At 57.7% G+C, this 23,429-nt stretch carries 21 protein-coding genes; all 21 read right to left on the bottom strand.

Annotated elements, in window-relative coordinates; all coding sequences use genetic code 11:
* Nucleotides 1-97: 97 nt before the first annotated feature.
* The 21 genes from PQQ51_RS11000 to PQQ51_RS11100 all read right to left on the bottom strand — a co-directional run bounded on the left by PQQ51_RS11000 (nt 98) and on the right by PQQ51_RS11100 (nt 23,384).
* Nucleotides 98-1,975 (bottom strand): polysaccharide biosynthesis protein, encoded by a 1,878-nt coding sequence (locus PQQ51_RS11000; protein WP_408496805.1) that lies wholly within the window; start codon nt 1,973-1,975, stop codon nt 98-100.
* A gap of 12 nt (nt 1,976-1,987) precedes the next feature.
* On the bottom strand, nt 1,988-3,010 hold the full coding sequence (locus tag PQQ51_RS11005) for an MraY family glycosyltransferase (protein ID WP_408496806.1): 1,023 nt from the start codon (nt 3,008-3,010) through the stop codon (nt 1,988-1,990).
* Nucleotides 3,011-3,018: 8 nt separating this feature from the next.
* Complete coding sequence (locus tag PQQ51_RS11010) at nt 3,019-3,975, bottom strand: UDP-glucose 4-epimerase family protein (RefSeq protein WP_408496807.1); 957 nt, start codon at nt 3,973-3,975, stop codon at nt 3,019-3,021.
* Entirely contained in the window at nt 3,972-4,826 is an 855-nt protein-coding gene (locus PQQ51_RS11015; protein ID WP_408496808.1) for a glycosyltransferase family 2 protein, read from the bottom strand. The genes PQQ51_RS11010 and PQQ51_RS11015 overlap by 4 nt, the downstream gene beginning before the upstream one ends.
* A 322-nt stretch (nt 4,827-5,148) precedes the next feature.
* Nucleotides 5,149-5,898 (bottom strand): ABC transporter ATP-binding protein, encoded by a 750-nt coding sequence (locus PQQ51_RS11020; protein WP_408496809.1) that lies wholly within the window; start codon nt 5,896-5,898, stop codon nt 5,149-5,151.
* A 14-nt stretch (nt 5,899-5,912) separates the two neighbouring features.
* Nucleotides 5,913-6,701 (bottom strand): ABC transporter permease, encoded by a 789-nt coding sequence (locus PQQ51_RS11025; RefSeq protein WP_408496810.1) that lies wholly within the window; start codon nt 6,699-6,701, stop codon nt 5,913-5,915.
* Between the two features lie 141 nt (nt 6,702-6,842).
* On the bottom strand, nt 6,843-7,874 hold the full coding sequence (locus PQQ51_RS11030; protein ID WP_408496811.1) for a glycosyltransferase family 2 protein: 1,032 nt from the start codon (nt 7,872-7,874) through the stop codon (nt 6,843-6,845).
* A gap of 5 nt (nt 7,875-7,879) precedes the next feature.
* Entirely contained in the window at nt 7,880-8,935 is a 1,056-nt protein-coding gene (locus PQQ51_RS11035; RefSeq protein ID WP_408496812.1) for a glycosyltransferase family 2 protein, read from the bottom strand.
* A 447-nt stretch (nt 8,936-9,382) separates the two neighbouring features.
* Nucleotides 9,383-10,639: a glycosyltransferase family 2 protein gene (locus tag PQQ51_RS11040; RefSeq protein ID WP_408496813.1), complete on the bottom strand. Its 1,257-nt coding sequence runs from the start codon at nt 10,637-10,639 to the stop codon at nt 9,383-9,385.
* Nucleotides 10,602-11,498, bottom strand: coding sequence for a transketolase family protein (locus PQQ51_RS11045; protein ID WP_408496814.1), 897 nt, complete (start codon nt 11,496-11,498; stop codon nt 10,602-10,604). Before PQQ51_RS11045 ends, PQQ51_RS11040 begins: the two co-directional genes overlap by 38 nt.
* A complete protein-coding gene (locus PQQ51_RS11050; protein WP_408496815.1) occupies nt 11,491-12,300 on the bottom strand; it encodes a transketolase in 810 nt (269 codons plus the stop codon). The genes PQQ51_RS11045 and PQQ51_RS11050 overlap by 8 nt, the downstream gene beginning before the upstream one ends.
* A gap of 5 nt (nt 12,301-12,305) precedes the next feature.
* Nucleotides 12,306-14,069 (bottom strand): bifunctional GNAT family N-acetyltransferase/PLP-dependent aspartate aminotransferase family protein, encoded by a 1,764-nt coding sequence (locus PQQ51_RS11055; RefSeq protein ID WP_408496933.1) that lies wholly within the window; start codon nt 14,067-14,069, stop codon nt 12,306-12,308.
* 25 nt (nt 14,070-14,094) lie between these two features.
* Nucleotides 14,095-15,417 carry a lipopolysaccharide biosynthesis protein RfbH gene (gene rfbH / locus PQQ51_RS11060; RefSeq protein WP_408496816.1) on the bottom strand — a complete coding sequence of 441 codons (1,323 nt, stop codon included), beginning with the start codon at nt 15,415-15,417 and terminating at the stop codon, nt 14,095-14,097.
* Nucleotides 15,418-15,514: 97 nt separating this feature from the next.
* Complete coding sequence (gene rfbG, locus PQQ51_RS11065) at nt 15,515-16,612, bottom strand: CDP-glucose 4,6-dehydratase (RefSeq protein ID WP_408496817.1); 1,098 nt, start codon at nt 16,610-16,612, stop codon at nt 15,515-15,517.
* Entirely contained in the window at nt 16,609-17,382 is a 774-nt protein-coding gene (rfbF, locus tag PQQ51_RS11070) for a glucose-1-phosphate cytidylyltransferase (RefSeq protein WP_408496818.1), read from the bottom strand. Before rfbF ends, rfbG begins: the two co-directional genes overlap by 4 nt.
* A gap of 427 nt (nt 17,383-17,809) precedes the next feature.
* On the bottom strand, nt 17,810-18,418 hold the full coding sequence (locus PQQ51_RS11075; RefSeq protein ID WP_408496934.1) for an NUDIX hydrolase: 609 nt from the start codon (nt 18,416-18,418) through the stop codon (nt 17,810-17,812).
* Between the two features lie 147 nt (nt 18,419-18,565).
* Nucleotides 18,566-19,117 carry a dTDP-4-dehydrorhamnose 3,5-epimerase gene (rfbC, locus tag PQQ51_RS11080; protein ID WP_408496819.1) on the bottom strand — a complete coding sequence of 184 codons (552 nt, stop codon included), beginning with the start codon at nt 19,115-19,117 and terminating at the stop codon, nt 18,566-18,568.
* Nucleotides 19,102-19,995: a glucose-1-phosphate thymidylyltransferase RfbA gene (gene rfbA, locus PQQ51_RS11085; RefSeq protein WP_408496820.1), complete on the bottom strand. Its 894-nt coding sequence runs from the start codon at nt 19,993-19,995 to the stop codon at nt 19,102-19,104. Before rfbA ends, rfbC begins: the two co-directional genes overlap by 16 nt.
* A 33-nt stretch (nt 19,996-20,028) precedes the next feature.
* A complete protein-coding gene (rfbD, locus tag PQQ51_RS11090) occupies nt 20,029-20,970 on the bottom strand; it encodes a dTDP-4-dehydrorhamnose reductase (protein WP_408496821.1) in 942 nt (313 codons plus the stop codon).
* Nucleotides 20,963-22,015, bottom strand: a complete 1,053-nt coding sequence (rfbB, locus tag PQQ51_RS11095; protein WP_408496822.1) for a dTDP-glucose 4,6-dehydratase — start codon at nt 22,013-22,015, stop codon at nt 20,963-20,965. Before rfbB ends, rfbD begins: the two co-directional genes overlap by 8 nt.
* A 457-nt stretch (nt 22,016-22,472) precedes the next feature.
* Nucleotides 22,473-23,384: a GDP-mannose 4,6-dehydratase gene (locus PQQ51_RS11100; RefSeq protein WP_408496823.1), complete on the bottom strand. Its 912-nt coding sequence runs from the start codon at nt 23,382-23,384 to the stop codon at nt 22,473-22,475.
* Nucleotides 23,385-23,429: the final 45 nt, after the last annotated feature.

The raw sequence follows: 23,429 nt of genomic DNA on the forward strand, positions 1-23,429 counted from the left end.
TGGGGCCGTGTACGCGTCTTGGAACAAGTGGCAGCTTTGGTCGTGTTTGCGCTGACTTATGCGCGGCCAGCCCATTGAAACTGTCTTACGTACCTTGTCAGGATGCCCGAGTAATCGGCTCGACGCTGCGCAATCCAGGCGCGCTCGCCGGCTGATATTCCGGCACCCAGCGGCGCAAGTCCCGCCGCACTTCGTCGTCGCTCAACACACGATGTTGCATCAGCCACGGCAATAGCTTATCCAGCAGATCGTCCGATACTTCGCGCGCGCGCGCTGTACGGAGTTTCGGATGCGGTGTGCGCGTCGTCGTTTCATCGCAGGCAAGCAGCTCTTCATAGAGCTTCTCGCCCGGACGCAGCCCCGTGAAGACGATCTTGATCTGCTCTTCGCTAAATCCGTAAAGACGAATCAGATCACGCGCCAGATCGACGATCTTCACCGGCTCCCCCATGTCCAGAATGAAAATCTCGCCACCGTGCCCCATGCTCGACGCCTGGAGAACAAGTTGCGAAGCCTCGGGAATCGTCATGAAGAAGCGCGTGATCTCCGGATGCGTCACAGTGACCGGTCCCCCCTTCGCAATCTGCTGCTGGAACTTCGGGATCACGCTGCCGGCGCTACCGAGCACGTTGCCGAATCGAACCGTTTCGAACTGGGTACGGGCACTCGTTTGCTGCAAAGCCTGACATGCCATTTCTGCCAGTCGTTTGCTAGCGCCCATGACATTGGTCGGATTGACTGCCTTGTCGGTCGAGATAAGTACGAAGTGCTTCACATCGTGGGAAATTGCGGCGCGACCTACTCGATAAGTGCCCAACACGTTATTGCGCACCGCCTGCCAGGCGTTCTGCTCTTCCATCAACGGAACGTGCTTATACGCTGCAGCATGAAACACGATATGCGGCGTGTGTCGAGACATGACATGATCGAGTAGCAGCGAGTCTCGTGCATCGCCGATCACAGGGATCATCGATACATCAGGGAACCGTTCGGTAAGCTCTTCCGTCAATCGATAGATCGCGAATTCTGAAAGATCGTAGGCGATCAACTGAGCAGGCCCGAAGCGCAGAATCTGCCGGCAAAGTTCAGATCCGATCGACCCGCCAGCGCCGGTGACCATCACAACCCGGCCGCGCAACAATGCTTCAACATGCGGTGTATCGATGTTGACAGGATCACGACCCAGCAAATCCTCGAGGTCAATCTGCCGTACTCGCGACAAGAACCCTTGGCCTTGCGTTACAGCGGTCAGCGCAGGAAGCACCAGAGCGCGCACGCCGGCCCGCACGCATAGCGTAGCGACACGTCGCTGGGCCTCCACCGCGGCGGACGGAATCGCAATGATCGCGTATTCGGTTTTCAACTCTTCAGCCATTTGCGGCAATTCGCTGATTGCGCCTAAGACCTTGTAGCCGTAGATTTCCCGTCCGTGCTTGGATACATCGTCATCGAGCAGGCCAACCAGACGCCATTCGCTTGATCGCGACAGTTCACGCGCAAGGCTTGCTCCGGCGTTGCCGGCTCCGAGCACGACGACAGGCTTGCCTTGCGCGACGAGGCCACCGTAGAGATAGAACTCTTTGGTCGCGCGATACAACGCTCGTGAGCCACCCATGGCAAGGAACAGAAATAGCGGCGACACCACCAGAACGGAACGCGGCACGATGGGATTAGGCTGCACCAGTACCGAGACCACCATCGCGACCAGCGCACCAGCGGCAACCGCTTTCGAAATGCGTACCAGGTCCGGCAAGCTGGCGAAGACCCACATACCGCGGTACAGGCCGAAAATGCGAAACATGACGCAGTAGGCCGGGAGCACCCAGACAAGCGAATGCAATGCGCCGGTTCGAAAATTGTCCGGAACTGAACCATTGAAGCGGATGAGATAGGCGACAAGCCAGGACGCAGCCACCGCGCACAGATCGAAAAGGAAAGCGCAGAAAGACAGCCAGGTAGCCTTGCTTCTTAGCATCAACGTTAAACCTCAGTTATCGGACGATGTTGATTGGAAACGACGCCAGCGTAAATCAACCAAAGCCCCTGCTACAGAAAGAACGGCGATCCAAACGGCTAACACGCACGATTGCAAAATCGCTGAGCGGCCCAGTGCACCGACAGCAAATATTATCCCAGCGACCATTAGTGCATACCAAATCAAAGCTGTCCTGGCGTGCCCGATGCCTGAGCGCACCATACGTTGATAGTAATGCTCGCGGTGCGCTTGCCAAAATTTTTCGCCGCGGAGCAGCCGGCGTGCCAGCGTGATCGAAGCATCGCAAATGAACGGCGCAAACACGAAAATCGGGAACCAGACCGGCCAGACTCCTCCGCGCCACCCCCAGTAACCAAGCGCCCCAGCCAGAAACCCGAGCGAAATCGATCCAGCGTCACCGAGAAAGATGCGTGCTGGGTGGAAATTAAACAACAGGAAGCCGAGCGCAGCACCCGAGATCGCCGTCGCCGACCAAACGAGTTCCGACAATGGATGATCGCTAATCAGCGCACCGGCCGCGTAACCGGCGAAACCGAACAGCGCCATACCGCCCGCCAGACCGTCTGCACCGTCCATGAAATTGTAAAGATTAACAAGCCAGATCATCAAAAAGGCAAGAATTACCAAGACCCACCAAGGGGCATTGGCGGGGAAAAGTACAACTAATCCGATCACGGCAATCAGATGCGCGGTGAACCTGACTCTCGCGGGCAATCCGCGCCGGTCGTCGATTTGTGAAATGGCGGAAAGGAAGACCGTCCCGAGAGCGGCATACCAAAGGCTGTCCGCCAACAGCAAGGTCGCCGCCACGGCCACCGGCACAATGCCCCAGCCTCCGACGCGCGGCGTCGGAACGACGTGTAGTGAGCGGTCGTTAGGGATGTCCGTCGCGAGTCGCCACGCCACGCCGGTTTGGAGAAGCACCCACAAAATAGCGGCGCATACGCACGCGGCGCCGAGCGCGACGAACGTTACGGCAACCCAAATGGGGATGGTCGAAAGGTACGTTAACATGCGCGCCCTCAATGCGTGGATCGATACCAGCGTGTGGTCTCGGCTAAACCTTTCTCGGTGCTAAAAGGAGGTTGCCAGCCGAGTACGGTGTGAATGCGCGTGGTGTCGAGTTCAAGGCTGCCTACCAGCCGCTCGACTTGTGCGCGGCGGCCGGTCAGAAGGCCAGCAATACGTAGCCAGGCAGGCGGCACCGGCAGCAGCAGACTGGATTTTTGCAAATGTCTCATTAGAGCGCGGACGAGTTCCGTCACGCTCAACACCTCGCTGTCGGCGACATTGAACGTTTGACGGGCCGCAAGGGGATCGAGTGCGCAGTGCATCAGAGCGTCGACGAGGTTACCGACGTACACCATGCTGCGCCGCGAATCGACCATCCCTAAAGGCAGCGGCACCCGGTGCGCAACGCCTTCCATCAACCGCAGGAAGTTCGCACGCACTTCGGGTCCATACACCAGAGGCGGTCGCACGATGACAACGTCCAGCCCCGACTCGTCGCTGTAAGCCGACAGCGCGCGCTCGGCGGCAAGCTTCGAGCGCCCATATGCATCTTCGGGCGCAGGCTCGTCGTCTTCCCGCAGCGGCCGGCCATTGTCCTCTTCGGCCTGCGCCTTAACGCTGCTGACAAAAACAAAGCGCCTTGCACCATGATTCCGCGCGGCACGGGCCAGCCGTAACGTACCTTCGACATTGGTCGCGTGGAAGGCCGCGTCGGGATCGGCAGCGTCATCGCGCATCACATGGACCCGTGCAGCCAGATGCACCACACAATCAACCTTAAGCGAGGACGGCCATTGCGCATCGATACCCGCGAAATCGATGCTGGCGTCGACCCATTCGCTCACGCCCCCGGAAATGTGCCCGGCACGCCGAACCACCCCTGTCACAGCATGCCCGGCAGCGAGCAGCGCCGGACATAGCGCGCGACCGACAAATCCATTTGCCCCGCTGACAAGCACATGACTCATAGCCACTTCCAGCCGAAGCGGTTGAAGAATTTGTAAGCCGATGCGATGAACATGCGAATGTGCGCCCTTCCTTTGCGTGCCGCCCCGCCGCCATGGTGCAGCACGCGAACGGAAGGCACGTACACGACGCGGGTGACATCATGCGCGCGAAGACTCAGGTCGTAGTCTTCGAAGTACAGGAAATATCTCGGATCAAATCCGTCCAGCTGCTTGAGCGCGACTGTACGAAAAAACATGAAGCAGCCGCTTACAATCGGCGGATCCCACACGGTATCTCTCGCGTTGACGCGGTCGCGCATTTCATAGCGGGCGAGACGATGGGCGAACAACTTTCGTAGCCGGGCTGGCAGAAAGCCGCGCACGAAAAGGTCCCAAAGCGATGGGTAGCGGCGACAGAGAAACTGCTGGTGTCCGTCGTCATCGCCAATCCACGGCGTTATCAGGCCAACTTCCGAATGTGCGTCGAAAAAATTGAGAGCTTGAGCAAGTGCTTCAGGGGCGAGCTCGATATCGGGATTCAGGACCAGGTGGTAGCGGCTGTTGCTGCGAGTGATCGCCAGATTGTGCCCGCGTCCGTAACCGATGTTTCCATGACCGGCGACGACCCTTACGACGACTCCTTGCGCCCGCAACAACCCGATTACCGCCAGATTTTCCGGCAGACCGCCATTGTCGATGAGAAACAACGCAAGCGGCAGGTCTGGTCGCTGCTGCCGCAGCGTCGCGCAGGAAGTGCCGAGGCTCGCGAGGGTAGCGACCAGTTGATCGACGTCGGGACGGAATACCACCACCGAGACGGATAAGCCGTCAAATGAAGCAGATTCGGAATGTGGCGCGCTTGTAGTTTTCATAGATATCGAAGAGCACGCCGGACAGGCGACATTTTCTGTTTTCCGCAACAAAACCCGGAGTTTGATCAAAGTTCACCGCTTCGGCGATTGTCATTTCCGTCCATACACGGAAAAGCCGCAGCAGCGCGGGTATGCGGTCGCCGGAACCGTTCGGCTAGTCGCCCCCTAGCAGGGTAAGAGCTAAGCCATGCACGACAGAAGCGCCACAAGACGAACGGTTCCCTTAGAGCGGTCATATACGCACGCCCCCTCAAACAGCATCGACAGTCCGTTTTCAGGCCCGAAAATTAATCGGCGAGGTCATATCGCGCTGCGCTCCAGTTTATGGCGACGCGTGCTCATATTCAGCAAGTACGTCGTCCACAGGACCAAACGCACGGACACCACCGCGTTCGAGCCACAGCGCTTTGTTGCAGGTGCGTCGAATCTCTTCATTGGCATGCATTGCAAGCACGACAATCTGCGCACGACTCCGCAGTCCGTGCAGCCGATCCGTCGCCTTGTGCCTGAACGATGCATCGCCAACGCCCATCACTTCGTCCAGCAAGAGAATATCGGCGTCGACGGCGGTCGAAACGGCGAACGCGAGTCGCACGCGCATGCCGCTGGAATAAGTTCTAAGCGGCAAATCAAGGTAATCGCCCAGCTCCGAGAAGTCAGCGATTTCTTGCTGCTTTTTCTTGATTTCCGCATCGCTCATGCCGAGCAGCAGCCCGCGCAGCCGAATGTTTTGACGTCCGGTCGAGTTCTCGTCCATACCGAGACCAATGTCGAGCAACGGAACAACCTTGCCCGACACGCTGATTTCGCCAGCCGTAGGCGTGTAGATGCCAGCCATCACTCGCAGCAGCGACGATTTGCCGGCACCGTTGTGTCCGATCAGACCGACGTGATCACCCGGCGAAAGTTCGATCGTGACGTTGTCGATTGCACGAACGACTACGACGCCGTGATTACCTTCAGCGATCCGGTTGCGGCGCCCGTAGCGCAAAACCTGCTTCTTGAGCGAACGGCCCTGAACGTCGTATATCGGTAGGTCGAGCGTTGCATTGGTAAGTTTAATAAAGGTCATATTGCTTCGCTTTGTTATACCCAAAACGCAACGCGCTTGATAAAGCGGCCTGTCATAAAAAGGGCGAGGAGCCAGCCGAGCACCGCCATCGTGCAACAGATGATCCAGGTATTGAGATTCGGCGCGACGCCAGTAAGCGGACCACGCACCAGATCGATCATATAGGTCAGCGGATTCATCTCCACGATCAACGGAAACTTGGTCAAAGACGACGGCTTGTAGATGATCGGCGTGACGTAAAAGGCAATCTGCATGACTGCAGAAATCATTTGCGGCAAATCACGAAACCTTGCGGACAATAAGCCGACCAGCGCAGCTATCCAGATAGCATTCGCGGCGTAGATCACAAAAGCCGGTATGAACCAGATCATCGCCAGCCACGAGTGAGTGCCGAAAGCAATCAGCAACACCAGGATAATCAGGAAGTTATGCCCAAGAATAATGGCATTACGCCACGCGACCTGAAAGATAAAAATCAGTTTGGGGGTCGCAGTTTGCCGGATGAAAGGCGCGCTGTAGATATAAGCGGTGCTGCCTTCAGTGACCGTCAGCGAGAAATAGTTCCACATGATCAGGCTGATGGCGAGGAACGGCAGGTACTCGCGAATGTCCTGCTTGAAGAGCGTGCCGTACACGACTCCAATAGAGCCAATCATTACGCCCATACTTATCGTGAGCCAGAAGGGTCCAAGCCGGGAACGGGCATACCGCTGGCGGATTTCGAGCCACCCCAGGAGCGTCCATAAGCGCCAGGCCGCGATGCTCGATGCCATATCCGAAAAAGCGTTGGGGAAAGAACCCATCGAGCCGGGTCGTCGTACATTTGTTGACATACAGAAAGATCTCTCTCGTTAATCTTCACTGGACAAGCGCTTCGTCCGCGCTCGCCTTTGCGCTGCTGCGGTGACGGTCGAGCCTGCTTTGGTGCGGAACGGCAAGGGCACCTATCGCCTGTTTAAGCGGCGACAAACGGGTTGCACGACTGCATTTAACTTACGGCGAAGCTCGCGGAAGTTGGGTATCGGTGAATAGTCGAGTGCCTTCAAGATGGATAGCGCTCCTACTTTGCGATTCGCCTGCAAGTCTTTGCGCGCACGGATCATGTCGGACAGTCCGCGCACTGCATCGTACTTCGCTTTTAGCAGGATTCGTCCGTAACCCCTGGCGGCAAATATCACCACCGTCGCGACGTTCAGGGCTATATGCGATGGCAAAAACAGCCAGAACAAAAAGCCGGGCATATTCTTGACAAAGGTCCAGACTAGGTTGCGATGCCCGTGATACAGCGAAAACTCGCTCTGCGGTCCACCTGACGATACACCGCCGACGTGATAGACCAGCGCGGATGGCACATAACGACATTGCCAACCGGCCAGTCGGAGCCGGAAGCCGAGATCGACGTCTTCGACGTAGCAAAAGAACCGCGAGTCGAAACCGCCAGCCGCCTTGATGGCTAACGTCCTGTAGAGCACCGCGCCTCCACACGCCGAGAAAATCGGCGCAGCTTCAAGATCGCGGGCGCGCATCGGCCTGTTATAGCCGCGCCGCCAGACAAGACCGCTCGCGTGGTACACGTCGCCCGTCCCGTCCAGCAATCCATCGGTGCCAGGTTGCATCTGGCGGCACCCGAACGACCCCGCCTCCGGATGCTGCGCTGCGGTGGCGATGAGCTCCTCCAACCAGTGCGGGTCGGCAATCGCGTCGGGATTGAGCAATGCGACGAAGTCCGTGTCGCAACGCTCGAACGCCACATTATTGCCTTCCGCAAAACCAGAGTTGTAGCCAAGCGGCATCTTCTCCACGCCCGGGAACATCTCGACGACCGCTAACGAACCGTCGGTGCTAGCGTTGTCCACAATGAGAATGCGTTCGATCGGATACGTCTGACCTCGCAGCGACTGCACGCACTCGTTGAGCAGTTGCCCACCGTTATAGTTAACGATCACCACGCTAACGGTCGGCTTCACATCGGACACCGCCCTCATGCTACGAAGCGCCGGTAAAAGCGGTACACCTGTTTCAGAACCGGATAGGGGATAAGCGATGGAAAGGTACGTTGAGCGAACGTAAGGTAACGGACAGCCCGTTGCGAAAACAAGGCCCATTCCGTGGCACCGTAACGCGCGCGTTGATAAATGGCGGCAAAGGCGCGCGGAAAAACATGATTCTGGATGTGCCGACCGACAAGGCCAAGCAATCCGGCCGCTGCGCGACGGTCGCTCTGGAGCAGCGTGGAAGCGACGGATTCGAATTCGCGAATGTCCAGCAGCGCTCGCCCCAGCACATTATTGTCACACACACGGTCGTTCCCATGCCGCGCCATCACGACGGGTTGGTCTTTCACGACCACAGCACTACCGTGCTTCATCAGATTGATAATGATCCACGAGTGCGGGAAGAGCGAGCGCGCATATTCCTGCGCGCAGGGACCACTTCGCAACTCGGCCTCAGACCGCAGCCACGCTTCGCGTCTAACTACGACGCCCGAGATCAGCGTGAATGCAGCCCCAAGACAGCGCCCCGCGTCGAACAGTTCCGCTAGCGTACGGAACGTATAGGCGGCGCCACGCGCGTGCCCTGTCGCGCTCGCGTCGATATACGGCCAGTCGCGAAGGAAATTGAGTTCGGCGTCACCATCGCATCGCCCCAGCAGGATCGCGTCGACATTGTCTGAGTCGATGGAGTCGATGAAGTCCAGATCCATCCTGAGGACGTCGTCGTCGCTCATGATCAGCACCCATTCGCTCTGCGCTTTTGCAACAACGTCCAACAGGTTCGCAATCGCTCCGCGGTTCACCGTATTTCTGTCGTAGCGCACCCGACCGGCGTGAGCCAGCGATCGCATGAAGTGTTCGGTGCCGTCGTCTGACGCATTGTCCAGTACAAGGACGTCGCACTGCGGAGCGTTTAACCGGATGGACTGCAGCAACTGCTCAAGACAGCGAACGCGGTTAAACGTCGGCACACATATGCACAAATTCAAACGCGACTCCGAAGACCAATCGATTCTGGTGCAAGGCGGCTCTTGACGCGACACACGTGTGACAGTGCGTGCTGCTTTGCCCTATAGAGCAGTGGGATGCGATAGTGAGCCCGATGCTACTCGATCGCCTCGGCACAAGGACGCGGTTCACCCGCCATGTTTATCAAGACAAGGATTATATCAACGGAACACAGCTGCGTTACCGCTCGCTGACGTCAGCCCAGTTTTTTTGGGACAAAACGTGGCTCCGTCGACGTTGGCATGCCTATTACGCTATCCGAGGTCGGGGTGTGTGATATCCGATTTCACGGATGCTCGTCGCCTCAAAGCAGCGTTCAAGCTGCACCGCAGCTTATTTGCGTAAGCTTGATGTAACGTTGGGGGCGCGGTTCGATGCAAAAGCACAGATAAAGAATCGATACCGCGAGCCGCCGGTTTGCTACCCAGTCGAGCCGTGTAACGAACCAAGCCCCGGAAACAGGGCCCGGCAACCGCAGGACATCAGCGGCGCCCCCTAATCTTCGACCACACCGCGCGCTTCAATCCTCTGATTCGTCTCGAAATACGCACGAGCCGGGCAGCGGAGTTGAGGACCCCCCCCATCGATCGCGACCGGTCGGTGAACGCGAAAACACGATGCATGAACCACGTTGCGCGCAAACTCATCTCGAGTCGAGAGTATTCGCGCCGCGCCGTATCAGTGCGAAACAATTCGAACGTCTCTTTGATAAGACGCAACTCGTAGATGTTGATCGGATCGCCTATGTGCGCGCCGCATCGAAGGTGATAGGCAATGAACTGCGGAATCTGCAACGAGGTTTTCTGAAACGGGGAAAGTTCATGCGCCGTCCGCAACCGGTAAAGCGGAAAGTTGTCTTTGTCGGTCAACATGTACAGCAGTCGCGCGTAGCCCACTGACAGGCCGTAGTGCGGGGAGCGCTGCATGAACTTCGAGTAATCGAATGTATCGGGACGATGATTCTCGATCGTACAGACGACGAATTGATTGCCGAGCGTCACCGCGGGTTGGTCGTAGAAATTTTCCAGCAACGAGCCCACATGCGGAAAGGAGGTCATGAGTTCGACATGCCTCTGATGATTCTCGGCGATCTCCGGCTTGCTCCGAAAAAGGAACGCGGAGATCGACCCGAACAACGTCATCGGGCCTGTCGTCTGCATGAGGTCCATCAGCGTCGGGCTATAGTTGTCTGCCAGATCGGGAATGAACTCCGACACGGTGATCTTTCCACTATGCGCATCAAGCAGACGGCGGTTCAAGAAGATCGTGCCGACCCCCGGATTCCATCGGATCGTGTTCAAGACCGCCCCAATCACGCCAGGTTCGGGCCAATCGTCGTCACCCATCCACCAGACGTACTTGCCCCTGCACGCAGGAAGCGCGATGAAGAGATTTTTCGAAGCGCCGACATTGCTCGCATTCCGGATGAACCGGAACCACTCCAGATGCTCGAATTTGCGCGCGACTTCCGTCGTCGAATCGGTCGACGCGTTGTCGACGACGATAACCTCTATCTCGCCCGAGGGTAACTTGCGCAATTCTGCCTTGAACCGATCCAGCAGTTCCTTGACATATTTTGCACGGTTGTACGTAGGAACCAGAATGGAGATGGCAACAACCGGATCTGCGGGAACTTGCGGAAGCGTGGGTGCCTCAACCTGTGACGGACGGAGATTGCTTGTTTCGGACATATTATTAAATTTATGTGGCTGCGCCTGGCGTGAGGCCACCCAATGCATTGAGTGTTGCCTGCTTGGCCACCTTCCCGCAAACCGATGAATTCAGCGCCCAGGTTTTGATATTGAGCATGAGTTGCGGATTGGCAGTGACCGCCTCACGCAGCCAGGAGCCGAACCCCGCATCCTCCAAGTGATCTTCGAGGGTCACAACCGCCTGCCAAGCCTCTACCTGCCCTTCCTGCGTGGCCTTCTGTCCCATGCCCCAAAGCGGCAGCGAGTGGACTGCGTAGTCCACATACGATGAGTCGGTCGCCAAGCTCATTGCGAATTCGAGCGCAGCCCCCGTCGACAGCAAAGTTTTGTGCGCGGCATTGCCTGATTTGACCGTCAGCCATTTACCCGGTGCGATTTCCGGAACGCCATCGTGAAAGCTTGGCTCACCGGCCTTACCCAGTCGCAAGTATGACGGCCCAGGGTTAGCGCACAGATAACGAACACACGCACGAACTTCCATCGGATCGCCTGGCGCCGCAATCAACATGTTAGGAAACATGCGCATGAGCCCGTAGTCCTGGACTGCATGATGGGAATAACCCAGGTTCCCGTACGCAAGGCCGCCGCCGACCGCCACCACCGTCACGGGCAACCCGTGATAGTCAATGTCATTGCGAATCTGCTCCGCACAGCGGAAAGTCGGGAAATTTGCGATTGAATAAGTGAAGACGTGGTAACCCTCTGACGCCAACCCAGCAGCCAGACCCGTCATGTTCTGTTCGGCCACACCTGCATTAAAGAAGCGCTCGGGAAATCGCTTCGCAAATGGCTCGACGACGCCATAGCCCAAGTCGCCCACGACGAGAACGATGTCCTCGTGCTGCTCTGCCTGAGCGATGAGTTCGTCGATAAAGGCATTACGCATTGGCGGCCTCCAGTTCGCGCAGAGCCGCGGCCAGTTGCTCATCACTCGGCGAGCGGTAATGCCATTGCACTTCGTTCTCCATGAAACTCACGCCTTTCCCCTTGACCGTATCAGCCACAATCATTCGCGGGTGACCGGGAGTGCGAGCATCGAGTGCCGAAGCCAGCGCATCGTGATCGTGCCCGTCGACGGACACGACATCCCAACCGAACGCCCTGAGCTTGTCGGTCAGCGGTTCGAGATTCAATGTCCGCGATACCGTATCGAGACTTTGCAGCTTGTTGTAGTCGATCACAGCGACAAGATTGTCGAGCTTGTGATGTGCGGCAAACATCATGGCTTCCCAGTTCGAGCCTTCATCCATCTCACCGTCGCTGAGGACGACAAATACGCGCCAGTCGGCCTTGCGCGTTTTGGCAGCCAGCGCCTTGCCAACGCCGAACGGCAGGCCGTGCCCCAATGCGCCCGTCGACAACTCCACACCCGCCACCTTGTGGCTGATGTGGTTCATCAGCCAGGAGAAATCCGCGCCATATGTCTCAAGCTCGGACTGAGCGATGAATCCAGCCTCGGCAAGCGCTGCATAAACCGCCACGCATGCGTGCCCTTTGCTGAGGATGAAACGGTCGCGGTCCTTGAGCGTGGGATTCTTCGGATCGACATGCATCACCTTTCCGTAGAGCACCGACACGATGTCCGCTATGGATAAGGCGCTCCCGATGTGGGAGGCCTTCGCGCGATGGACCATGCGCAGTGCGTTGCACCGGACATTCCGTGCAAAGCTTTGGGTGTGGTTTGTCATCGACATCAAGCGCCCAGTAGACCTCGAATTTGCGAAGCGACGTACATGACTTCGTCGCGCTTCAGGCAAACACCGCTAGGCAGGTTGATCGCTTGAAGACCTACGCGCATGGCCGTAGGCTGTGGCTGCTGCTGGGTCGTCCAGATCGGATACTGACTGATAGCGGGGAACACAGGCCGACTGTCGACGTTGCGCTCTTTCAGACGCTTCATCAACTCGTCTCGCGAAAGCGGTGCCGACTCGTCCAGGAACAGGCTACTCATCCAATAGATGCTACGTGCCCCTTCGATTTCCTGATTCAGCCGGATGTGCGGCACGCCTTCGAGGCCTTCTTGATACCAGTTGAAAATACGGCGCTTCATTTCGATCAGTTCATCGACGCGCTCGAGTTGCCCCAAGCCGAGGGCGGCCTGAATGTTCGACATCTTGAACTTGACGCCGTCGGCATCGATCCAGAACGTACGTGACGGATTGCGGCCCTGGTCCCAAATCTTGAGGGCTTTCTGATACAGCGCGTCGTCGTCCGTGACCAACATGCCGCCTTCGCCCGTCACCATCAGCTTCGCACCCTGGAAGCTAAAACCGGCGAACTGGCCGAACGTACCACAGCGCTTGCCCTGCCATTCGGCGCCGATTGCGGGCGCCGCATCTTCAACGATCGGGAGTCCGTGCTTCTTCGCGACCGCAGTAATCGCCGACATGCGTGCCGGATGCCCGTACATATGCACAGGCATGATTGCCTTGGTTTTCTCGGTAATCAGCGACTCAACCGAAGATGCATCGAGATTCCACGTGTCCAGTTCGATATCGGCGAAAACAGGCGTAGCACCCGTGTAACGCACTGCGTTCGCGGTAGCCACCCAAGTCTGGTCCGGCACAATAACCTCGTCGCCAGGACCGATATCGAGAGCCATCAACGCGATCTGAAGCGCGCCGGTGCAACTGGACGTTGCGAGGGCATACTTGACGCCGACGTACTCCGCGAACTGCTTCTCAAAGCGAGTCAGGTATTTCGACCACTCCTTGTTCCATCCCTTCGCCGCAGCATCGAACGCGTAGTTCGTTTCGCGCGCCGAAATGGAAGGGCCGGCCGTCAGGATCAGCGACTTGCCGATCTCATCTACCGCAGGCGACCAGTCCATGCGTACGAAATGCTTGTCTGCCGCTTCGCCAGCAGCGACTTCCGAATATGACGTCGTTTCGCCCTTCACCGAACGCTTCAGCGGAATGCGCTTCGTCTCGACGAAACCATTGCGCTTGTAAAACTCGATGGCTTGAGGGTTGTCATCCATAACGCGCAGGAAGAAGCCTTCGACTACCGTGGTCGTGCGAGCCCATTCGACCAGCGTGCGCAGTGCCGCAGAGAACAGGCCCTTCTCGCCGTCCTGTTCGCCACGCACAACGTTGTCGACCTCAAAGAACGCTTCGTCGTTGTAGCAGCCATTGAAGCCGATATGACCGAACACTTTGCCCTTGGTGTCAGTCACAAGGAAGAGCATGCGGTCTTCGACAGCCAAAAGCCGGTCCTTCATCCAGGCACGCGTACTTTCGAGCGTCGCATGGAACTGGGTCGGATACACCTCAACGTTCGTATTGCGCCATTCGGTCAGGCGCTGCAGCAACGATTCGTCTTCGAGATGAACCTCGGAAACCGGAACCAGGAACCCTTGATCGCCGATTGCAACGGCGCGCAAGAACGCTTGCTGCGCATTGACCGCCGATTTGAGGAAGCTAAAGTTAGCTACAACCGACTTGCGGTAAATATCCATCGAAATTTTCGTCACTTCTCAGTCCTCAAAAGTTCACGCCAAGAAAAGCCTCGATCTTGCTCGCGGTGAATTCAAGCATTTCACGCGTCAAAGCCGGCTGTACGCCGATCCAGAACGTGCTGGTCATGATGGTGTCGGTATTCTTCAACTCGCTTGCAACGCGGAAGTTGCGACCCAGCATGTACGGCTGACGCGTCAGGTTTCCAGCGAACAAAAGTCGCGTACCGATCTTGTTCTGATCCAGGTACGTCAACAGATCGACGCGCGAGACGGGTGCATTTTCCCGAAGCGTGATCGGGAATCCAAACCACGACGGATTGGAGCCCGGGGTAGGTTCGGGCAAGATCAGGAATTCTTCGCAGGACGAAAGCCGCTCGTGCAGGAACGCGAAATTGTCGCGTCGCGCCTTGACGAAGGCATCAACCTTCTCCAACTGCGCCAGTCCGCACGCAGCCTGCATATCGGTGATCTTCAGGTTATAGCCCAAGTGGCTATACGTGTACTTGTGGTCGTAGCCTTCGGGCAATTCGCCCAACTTCCAGCCAAACCGCTTGCCGCAGGTGTTGTCCTTGCCGGGAGGACAGTAGCAGTCACGGCCCCAGTCACGGAAGCTTTCTGCAATCCGCTTCAGTTCGTGATTATTCGTAAAGACCGCGCCGCCTTCGCCCATCGTGATGTGGTGTGCGGGGTAGAAGCTAACGGTCGCGATGTCGCCGAATGTACCGACCATGCGGCCGTTGTAAGTTGTTCCCAACGCATCGCAGCAGTCTTCTACGAGCCACAGGTTGTGTTTCTTGCACAACGCGACCACAGCATCCAGGTTGTATGCGTTGCCGAGTGTGTGCGCCAGCATGATCGCTTTTGTCTTGGGGCTGATTGCCGCTTCAAGCAAGCTGACGTCGACATTGTATGTGCCAAGTTCGACGTCGACGAGCACCGGCACCGCGCCAAACTGGAGAATCGGATTGACCGTAGTCGGGAAGCCGGCGGCCACGCCGATGACTTCGTCGCCCGGGCGAATTGCGCGCTCGCCGAGCGCCGGCGAGGTCAACGCCGAAAAGGCAACGAGGTTCGCGGACGAGCCGGAATTGACCGTAATCAGATGCTCGACGCCAATGTATTTGGCCAGTCTCTTTTCAAACTCGTCGTTGAAGCGCCCGGTAGTCAGCCAACCATCGAGGGACGCTTCTACCATCGCCTTGAGTTCCGACTCGTCGATCAGCTTGCCCGACGGCGGGACGACAGACAGACCGGGAAGGAAAGGTTCCGGACGAAGGGCGATCGACGCATATTCGCTAACGAGACTGGCGATTTGTTCGCGAATAGCTTGTGTTCTGGGGTTTTGCATAAGTTTGGTTTTAAACTAAGAGCCAACAAACAAAGATAACGCTATGCGTCGCAATGGCTGGAACACGCATCACAACTAGCGCGGCAGGACCTTTTGACTAGCTCCGCCTGATAACCTCGCCAGGCACGGGGAGCAAAATGGCGCCTTTCTGGTATTGCGTGATTTGCGACAGCGTCAACTCCCGTACGTCTTCGCCCTCTCTACGCCGCTGTGCCCAGTCTACGATGAGCTTTAGCGCATCGTCGAGTCTCAGATGCGGATGCCACCCAAGCCGGCTACGCGCTTTAGAGATGTCCAGCTTGAGAATGCCTGCCTCGTGAGGATGGTTCCCCTCGCTGACCGACCATTTTGCATCGTTGCCCCAGTGCACGGCAAGCCGCTCGACGATCCAGCTCACCGGGCGCACGTCTTCGTCGTTAGGTCCGAAGTTCCACCCGGCGGCAAACGCCTGGCCTTCGGTGAAGAGACGCTCCGCCAGGCTGAGATAACCTCTAAGCGGTTCGAGCACATGCTGCCAGGGCCGCGTGGACGATGGGTTGCGCAACTGTACCGCGTGACCAGCAAGAAAGGCGGTCACGGCATCGGGCACCAGCCGGTCGCGAGCCCAGTCACCGCCGCCAATTACATTGCCCGCTCTTGCCGACGCTATTGCGGGGCCAGACGACGCAGCAAAAAATGACGACCGGTACCCGTCGGTAACGAGCTCCGAGCATGCTTTGCTGTTGCTATACGGGTCGAAGCCGCCGAGCGCATCGATCTCGCGATAGCCCCACATCCATTCGCGGTTTTCGTAGCATTTGTCCGTCGTGACATTGACGACGCATCGCACGTTTGCGCTGCCCCGCACTGCCTCGAGCAAGTTCACCGTACCCATCACGTTCGTGGCATAGGTGCCGACCGGGTCGTCGTACGAATACCTGACCAGCGGCTGTGCCGCCATGTGTATGACAACCTGTGGATCCGCCTCGCGCATCGCGCTGCTCAACGCCGACAGATCACGCACATCGCCGATCACCGACTTCATGCCGGCTCCGACGTCCGCTTCGACGAAGAGACTCGGCGATGTCGGCGGTTGTAGTGCGTAGCCGGTAACATGCGCCCCGAGACTCTGTAGCCAAAGGCATAACCAACTGCCTTTGAAACCGGTGTGCCCCGTAACGAAAACGCGCTTCCCTTCCCAGAATGCAGGATTCATGACCACGTTTTCCAGTTGGCCTGGCCACTTGCCCAGAGTTCTTCGAGATGATTCTTGTCTCGCAAGGTATCCATTGGCTGCCAGAAGCCGGTATGTTGGTAAGCGGCCAGCTGTCCGTCCGCCGCAAGACCTTCGAGCGGAGTGGCTTCCCACACTGTTGAATCGTCTTCGATGTATTCGATGACCGAAGGAGACAGGACGAAAAAGCCGCCGTTGATCATCGCGCCGTCCCCGGCAGGTTTTTCCTTGAAACTCTTGACGCGGTGGTCAGCGAGGTCCAGAGCACCAAAACGTCCCGGCGGCAGAACAGCCGTGAGCGTGGCCTTGACGTTTTGCTCTCGATGGAACCGAATCAGCTCCGTGATATTTACATCACTGACGCCATCGCCGTAGGTGAAGCAGAATGTGTCTTCATCCTTCAAATAAGGATAAACGCGCTTGAGTCGGCCACCGGTCATAGTCAGCTCGCCAGTGTCGACCAAGGTTACACGCCATGGCTCCGCATTGCGATGGAGAACTTCCATTGAATTTGTCTGCATGTCGAAGGTTACATCAGACATATGCAGAAAATAATTCGCGAAGTACTCCTTGATAACGTAGCCACGGTACCCACAGCAGATAATGAAATCGTTGATCCCATGATGCGAATACGACTTCATGATATGCCACAGGATAGGCTTGCCGCCTATCTCGATCATAGGTTTGGGCCGCGCGACAGTTTCCTCACTGATTCGAGTGCCAAGCCCACCCGCCAAAATCACCGCTTTCATGTAGCTCCCTAGATTCATGCTCGATTCGCACTCCCACACGTAACACGTTAGGGCCAAAAAACGGCCCTGCATCGTAGCAACGCTGTGGCGACGGCGGCGAAGAGGACCGCCGTTAGGCGGCCATTTTTTCTGCCATTCCGTATGCTTTCCTATCGTGCGGTATTATTTTCACAAGACTTTACAACTTCACAAGACATTAAACTTTCGAGCGCATGTACCGTTAACTATACACCACTCCGTATGGCACTTTGCGAGATAAGGAGTGCTCACCCTATGTCCTCGCACCGCGGTCACGTTGAGTTTACGCCTACCCCATTCTCGAATAGCTTGCAGGAAATCCGGCACAAAAGTCGGCCACGACCTCTGTAGTTGATTGCTGCGGAGCCAACGGAATCATTCCCTCCTGTGCGCAGGATGGCGTACCCTGTCACGATCCTCGAAACACACATAGCGCGGCATGCAGAAGCAACATGATCGTTTTCCCGTCGACGATTTCTCCGGTTGCGATCATCCGAACCGCATCGTCGATCAGTAATTCGACAACCTCAATGTCTTCTCCCTCTTCAACCAGTCCGCCGCCGCGATTAACCCGGTCGGCAGGCGTATACGGTGCAATGAAACAGTGAACGACGTGCGTAACGCTGCCCGGAATCATTAGCGCTTCGAAGACCTTCTTCACGTCGGATACGCGATATCCGGCTTCCTCGGCAATCTCCAGTTTCACACGCTCCTCGGGAGACGCGCAATCAAGAAAGCCGGCGGGAGCCTCAAGCGTCCACCCCGACTCGCCACGCAAATACACGGGGAGACGGAACTGTTTAACAAGGACTACCATACGTCGAGTCAGATCGCAGAGCAGTCCCGCCGCACCATCGTCGACGGTGTAGATCTCTCGCTCGAGGACCTGACTAGAGCCGTCACTACGTTCGTACTGCAACGTATGAAGCTCAAGCTTCTGACTCCTGTTCGACAGTTGCTCGACGAAAAGCGTCTGTACGCGATTTCGGTTCACCATCGGCGCCTCACTCGAATACATCTTCACCGGTTATCAATGCAGGGCTGACGCGTTGCCGGGTGGCAAGATCGACCGTGTGGAGATACACGGACGCCGCGCCGTAAAACTCTCGAATACCGCGCCCAAGTCCGAAACCGGCCTGACCGTCGACACAAGTCACGCAAACGTTCATGCAAAGCACTCCGCATGAACCAGTCGCGAGCCCGCCATATCCTTCGCTGCAAGCATCGGCTCGAAGTCGATCGGCCAATCGATGCCGATATCCGGATCGTTCCACACGATGCTGCGTTCATGCTCCGGAAACCAGTAATCCGTCGTCTTGTACAGAAACTGCGCCGACTGCGACAGCACGACGAAACCGTGCGCGAACCCGGGGGGCACCCACAGTTGCCGGTGATTTTCCGCGGATAGAATCATGCCGACCCACTTGCCAAAATTCATCGAACTCTTGCGAATGTCCACGGCGACATCGAACACCTCGCCTTCAATGACCCGCACAAGCTTGCCCTGCGCGTGCTCGATCTGGTAGTGCAGTCCGCGCAATACGCCTTTCGCGGAGCGAGAGTGATTGTCCTGCACGAACACTACGTCTCTTCCGAGATGCTCGGCGAAATCGCGCGCGTTGAAGCTTTCATAGAAAAAGCCACGCGTGTCGCCGAACACCCTTGGCTCGACGAGCTTGACTTCGGGCAGCGCTGTTGCGGTTACCTGGATGGCCATGCGACTTGGTCCTTCGTAAGGCTGAGCAGGTACTGACCATACGCGTTCTTGGAAAGCGGTTCGGCCAGCGCGAGCACTTGCTCTTCGTCGATCCAACGCTGGCGATACGCAATCTCCTCGGGACACGCGACCACGAGACCCTGCCGCTTCTGCAACGTAGCAATGAACGTGGACGCCTCGATTAGCGAATCATGCGTGCCCGTATCGAGCCACGCGTAGCCACGCCCCATGATCTCGACGTTCAGTTTATGGTCAGCCAGATAGCGTGAATTGATATCGGTAATCTCGAGTTCGCCGCGCGCGGACGGCTTGATATCCGCGGCGATGTCACAAACCTGATTGTCGTAGAAGTAAAGGCCGGTCACCGCATAGTTCGAACGCGGCCGGGCGGGCTTTTCTTCAATGGACACCGCCCGGAACTGCTGATCGAACTCGACCACACCGTAGCGCTCCGGATCGTGCACATGATATGCAAAAACGGTCGCGCAATCGGCGCGTGCATCTGCACTCACAAGCTGCTTCGCCAAGTCGTGCCCATAGAAAATGTTGTCGCCGAGAATCAGCGCCGACGGATCATTGCCGAGGAACTCGCGACCAATGATAAAAGCCTGCGCCAGACCGTCTGGCGAGGGCTGAACGGCGTACTCCAGGTTCAACCCCCAACGGGTACCGTCACCAAGCAGTTCGGCGAAGCGCGGCGTGTCCTGTGGCGTGGAAATGATCAGGATGTCGCGAATACCCGCCAGCATCAACGTGCTGAGGGGGTAGTAGATCATCGGCTTGTCATAGATGGGCAGCAGTTGCTTCGATACCGAGCGCGTGATGGGGTAAAGACGGGTTCCGGAACCACCGGCCAAGATGATGCCTTTTCGTTTCATATTGGGTCTCTCAGGAAGTCTGCAAAGGCGCACTCAGCCGAGCAACCGTTGCCCTGCGACGAACTCCGCCAGCACACGATCCACGCCTTCCCGCCAGTCGGGAAGCTCGATATTCAACGCCGCACGCAGCTTCGACGTGTCCAGCAGGGAATTAGTCGGCCGCGGCGCCGCACTGCCGTAGTTGGCGGCGGTTACAGGCAGCACCTGGTCGGACGTCACTGTCAGCGCAACGTCGGCGGCCGCGAGCGTGTCAACTATCCGCCGCGCGAACTCATGCCAACTGGTTTCGCCCGACGCGGCGAGGTGATACACGCCGCGAGCCATCGGCGCACGATTGTCAAGATACCGGTAAGCAGCGAGCGCCGTAACGTCGGCAAGCAACGATGCGGGGGTCGGCGCGCCGATCTGGTCAGCGACCACGGAAAGCGACGGGCGGCTGCGCGCGGCACGTGCGATCGACTTGAGGAAGTTACCTCCCTGTACGCCGAACACCCAACTGGTGCGGAATATCCAGTGATCGACGTCCACGCCCCGTACCGCGTGCTCGCCGTCGAGCTTCGAGCGGCCGTAGACAGACAACGGCGCCGTGGCGTCATCTTCCACGTAAGGAGCCGACTTCGTACCATCGAACACGTAGTCTGTCGAATAATGAATCATCAGGGCGCCAAGTGCTTTCGCTTCGGCCGCGAGCACACCGGGCGCCCGCGCGTTGACAGCATGCGCGAGGTCAGCCGACGTTTCCGCGGCGTCCACCGCTGTGAAGCCACTCGCGTTGACGACCAAGCGCGGCCTGACCGAGCGTACCGCGTCCTTGATCTGTTCCGGCGAGGTCAAGTCACACGTCTCGCGCCCCATTGCGACGATCGGACCCAATTGCGCCAAGCTCCGGCACAATTCCACGCCCAATTGCCCTTTGGCACCGACAATAAGGATGGGGGCTGTCTCGCGACCCGTGCGCGCCTCGAAGTCAGGCATAGTGCTGCCCTACCCACTTGCGGTAGTCGCCGGAGGTGACTTCGCTCACCCACGCCTGATTGTCCAGGTACCAGTGAACTGTCTTGCGCAAACCGCTTTCGAACGTCTCCGCGGGCCGCCAGCCGAGTTCGCGTTCAAGCTTGCTCGCGTCGATCGCATAACGGCGGTCGTGGCCTGGTCGATCATTGATGAACGCGATCTGCTCACGATAACTCCCCCGTGCCTTCGGCTTCAGTTCGTCGAGCAGAGCGCACAGTGTGTCCACAACCTCAAGGTTGGCTTTCTCGTTCCAACCACCGACGTTATAGGTTTCCCCCGGCGTGCCGCTTTCAAGCACGCGGCGGATCGCCGAACAGTGGTCCGTCACATACAGCCAGTCACGCACGTTCTGCCCATCGCCGTAGATCGGCAACGACTTGCCAGCAAGTGCGTTGGTGATCATTAGCGGAATGAGCTTTTCAGGGAAATGATACGGACCGTAGTTATTGGAACAGTTGGTGGTCAGCGTGGGCAAAGCGTACGTGTGATGGTAGGCCCGCACCAAGTGGTCCGATGCAGCTTTGGTTGCCGAATACGGGCTATTGGGCGCATATGGCGTTGTTTCGGAAAACTGAGGATCCTCGGGACCAAGCGAACCGAATACTTCGTCAGTGGACACGGCAAGCATGCGAAAGGCCGATTTTTCGACTTCCGGTAGACCGCCCCAGTAAGCGCGCACTGCCTCAAGCAAGGTGAAGGTGCCGACGACGTTTGTCTGCACAAAATCAGCCGGACCGTCGATCGAGCGATCCACGTGACTCTCTGCAGCGAAGTGAACCACGGCTCGCGGCTTATGCTCGGCGAACAACCGGTCGAGCGCAGCACGATCGCAAATGTCGACCCGTGCAAATATATGTTTCTCGCTTCCTTGAAGCGACTTGAGCGTGGCGAGATTACCTGCATACGTGAGTTTGTCCACGTTAAGCACGGGCTCATCGCTTACACTTAGCCAATTCAAGACGAAATTCGCGCCAATGAAGCCCGCGCCGCCCGTTACGAGAATCATACAAATCCTTAAGGTGTATTCTTGCGCTCCAGCATAAGCAGCGCCCCCTGCCCATCACTACCGCTGCTCGCTGCAACGACCGACGCACTTTTTGGCGGATCCGCGAAGGAACCAGCATAAGCTGGTGCGAACTCGCGTCTTTTTTTAGCAATCGAGTCAGGCCGCGCCACGGTTGGCGCGCCATTGACCTTTGGAAGCGAAGATTATATGACACCGCGCCTCCAAAACAATGCCCGAATACAACTTGATACATGGAGCTTGCGGGCGCTAAGAGCCTGACCAACTTTGCGTGCCGGCCACGCAAATAGGAACGCACCGCACGGGTTGCGACCTTGGACTGTCTTTAGTTATGACGGGCAATTCATGTAGGTGTAGCGCCAAGCAATCACGTCTTTCTGTAATTTTTGTGGGCTGATGCGTGCATTTTTGGAAAACGACGCCCCTTAAAGGTCGCCGCTTACGCCGCCAACATCCACCGCAGCGTATCCATAAACGGAATAGCCTCGACCTTCGGCACCAAAGACCGCAACTTCGCAGGCGACCCCGCCAGCATCTTCACATCCGTCTGACGCACGAACGCCAGATTCACCCGCACCTCGATGTCGTGCCCGGTCAGCTCGCTTGCGGTCGAAAGAATCTCCCGCAGCGTATAAGGGGTGCCCGTACACACATTGACCGTTTCAGCCGCGGCATCGGAATCGAGCAGCGCCTCATACGCACTCGCCACATACCGCACATCGGAAAAATCACGCGCGACGTCGATATTACCCAGCTCGATCGCCGCATCGCGCCGCGCGAAATGCTCGACGATCTTCGGCACGAGAAAATTGCTTGTCTGGCCGCGCCCGGTGTAGTTGAACGGCCGCACGATCAGGATCGGCAGGCGGTCGAACCACGTGCGCACCATCGTTTCCATCGCCGCTTTGCTGGCGGCGTAGTGATTGACCGGCGTGACCGGGAAGGTTTCGTCGATGGCGCTGCTCGTCACGTTGCCGTACACGTTCGCGCTACTCGCGATCAGCAGCTTGCGCGGCGTATGGCCGACCGCTTCGCAGGCCTCCAGCAGATTCAGCGTGCCGAGCACGTTGACGCGATAGAAGTCGAGTGGATCGTTGTGACCCACGAAGCTGATCGCGGCCAGATGCACGATGTAATCGGGCCGCACGGCGGCGATCACGCGCCGGCAGGCGTCAGGCGACGTGATGTCGAGCCTCACGCGCGTCGGCGTTTCGACCTCGTCGCGACCGGCTACCGTCTCGATCACGGTATGGCCACGCCCCAGCAGACGCTCAACCAGATAGCGGCCGGTGAACCCGCTCGCCCCAGTGACGAGCGTGCGGATCGGTTGCTTCGCATGAGAAGTCGACATGCTTTCTCCGTTCACGAGGGTCATCTGTTGTGACGCAATATCGCG

The organism is Paraburkholderia xenovorans (assembly GCF_046030735.1).
Taxonomy (GTDB): Bacteria; Pseudomonadota; Gammaproteobacteria; order Burkholderiales; family Burkholderiaceae; genus Paraburkholderia; species Paraburkholderia xenovorans_A.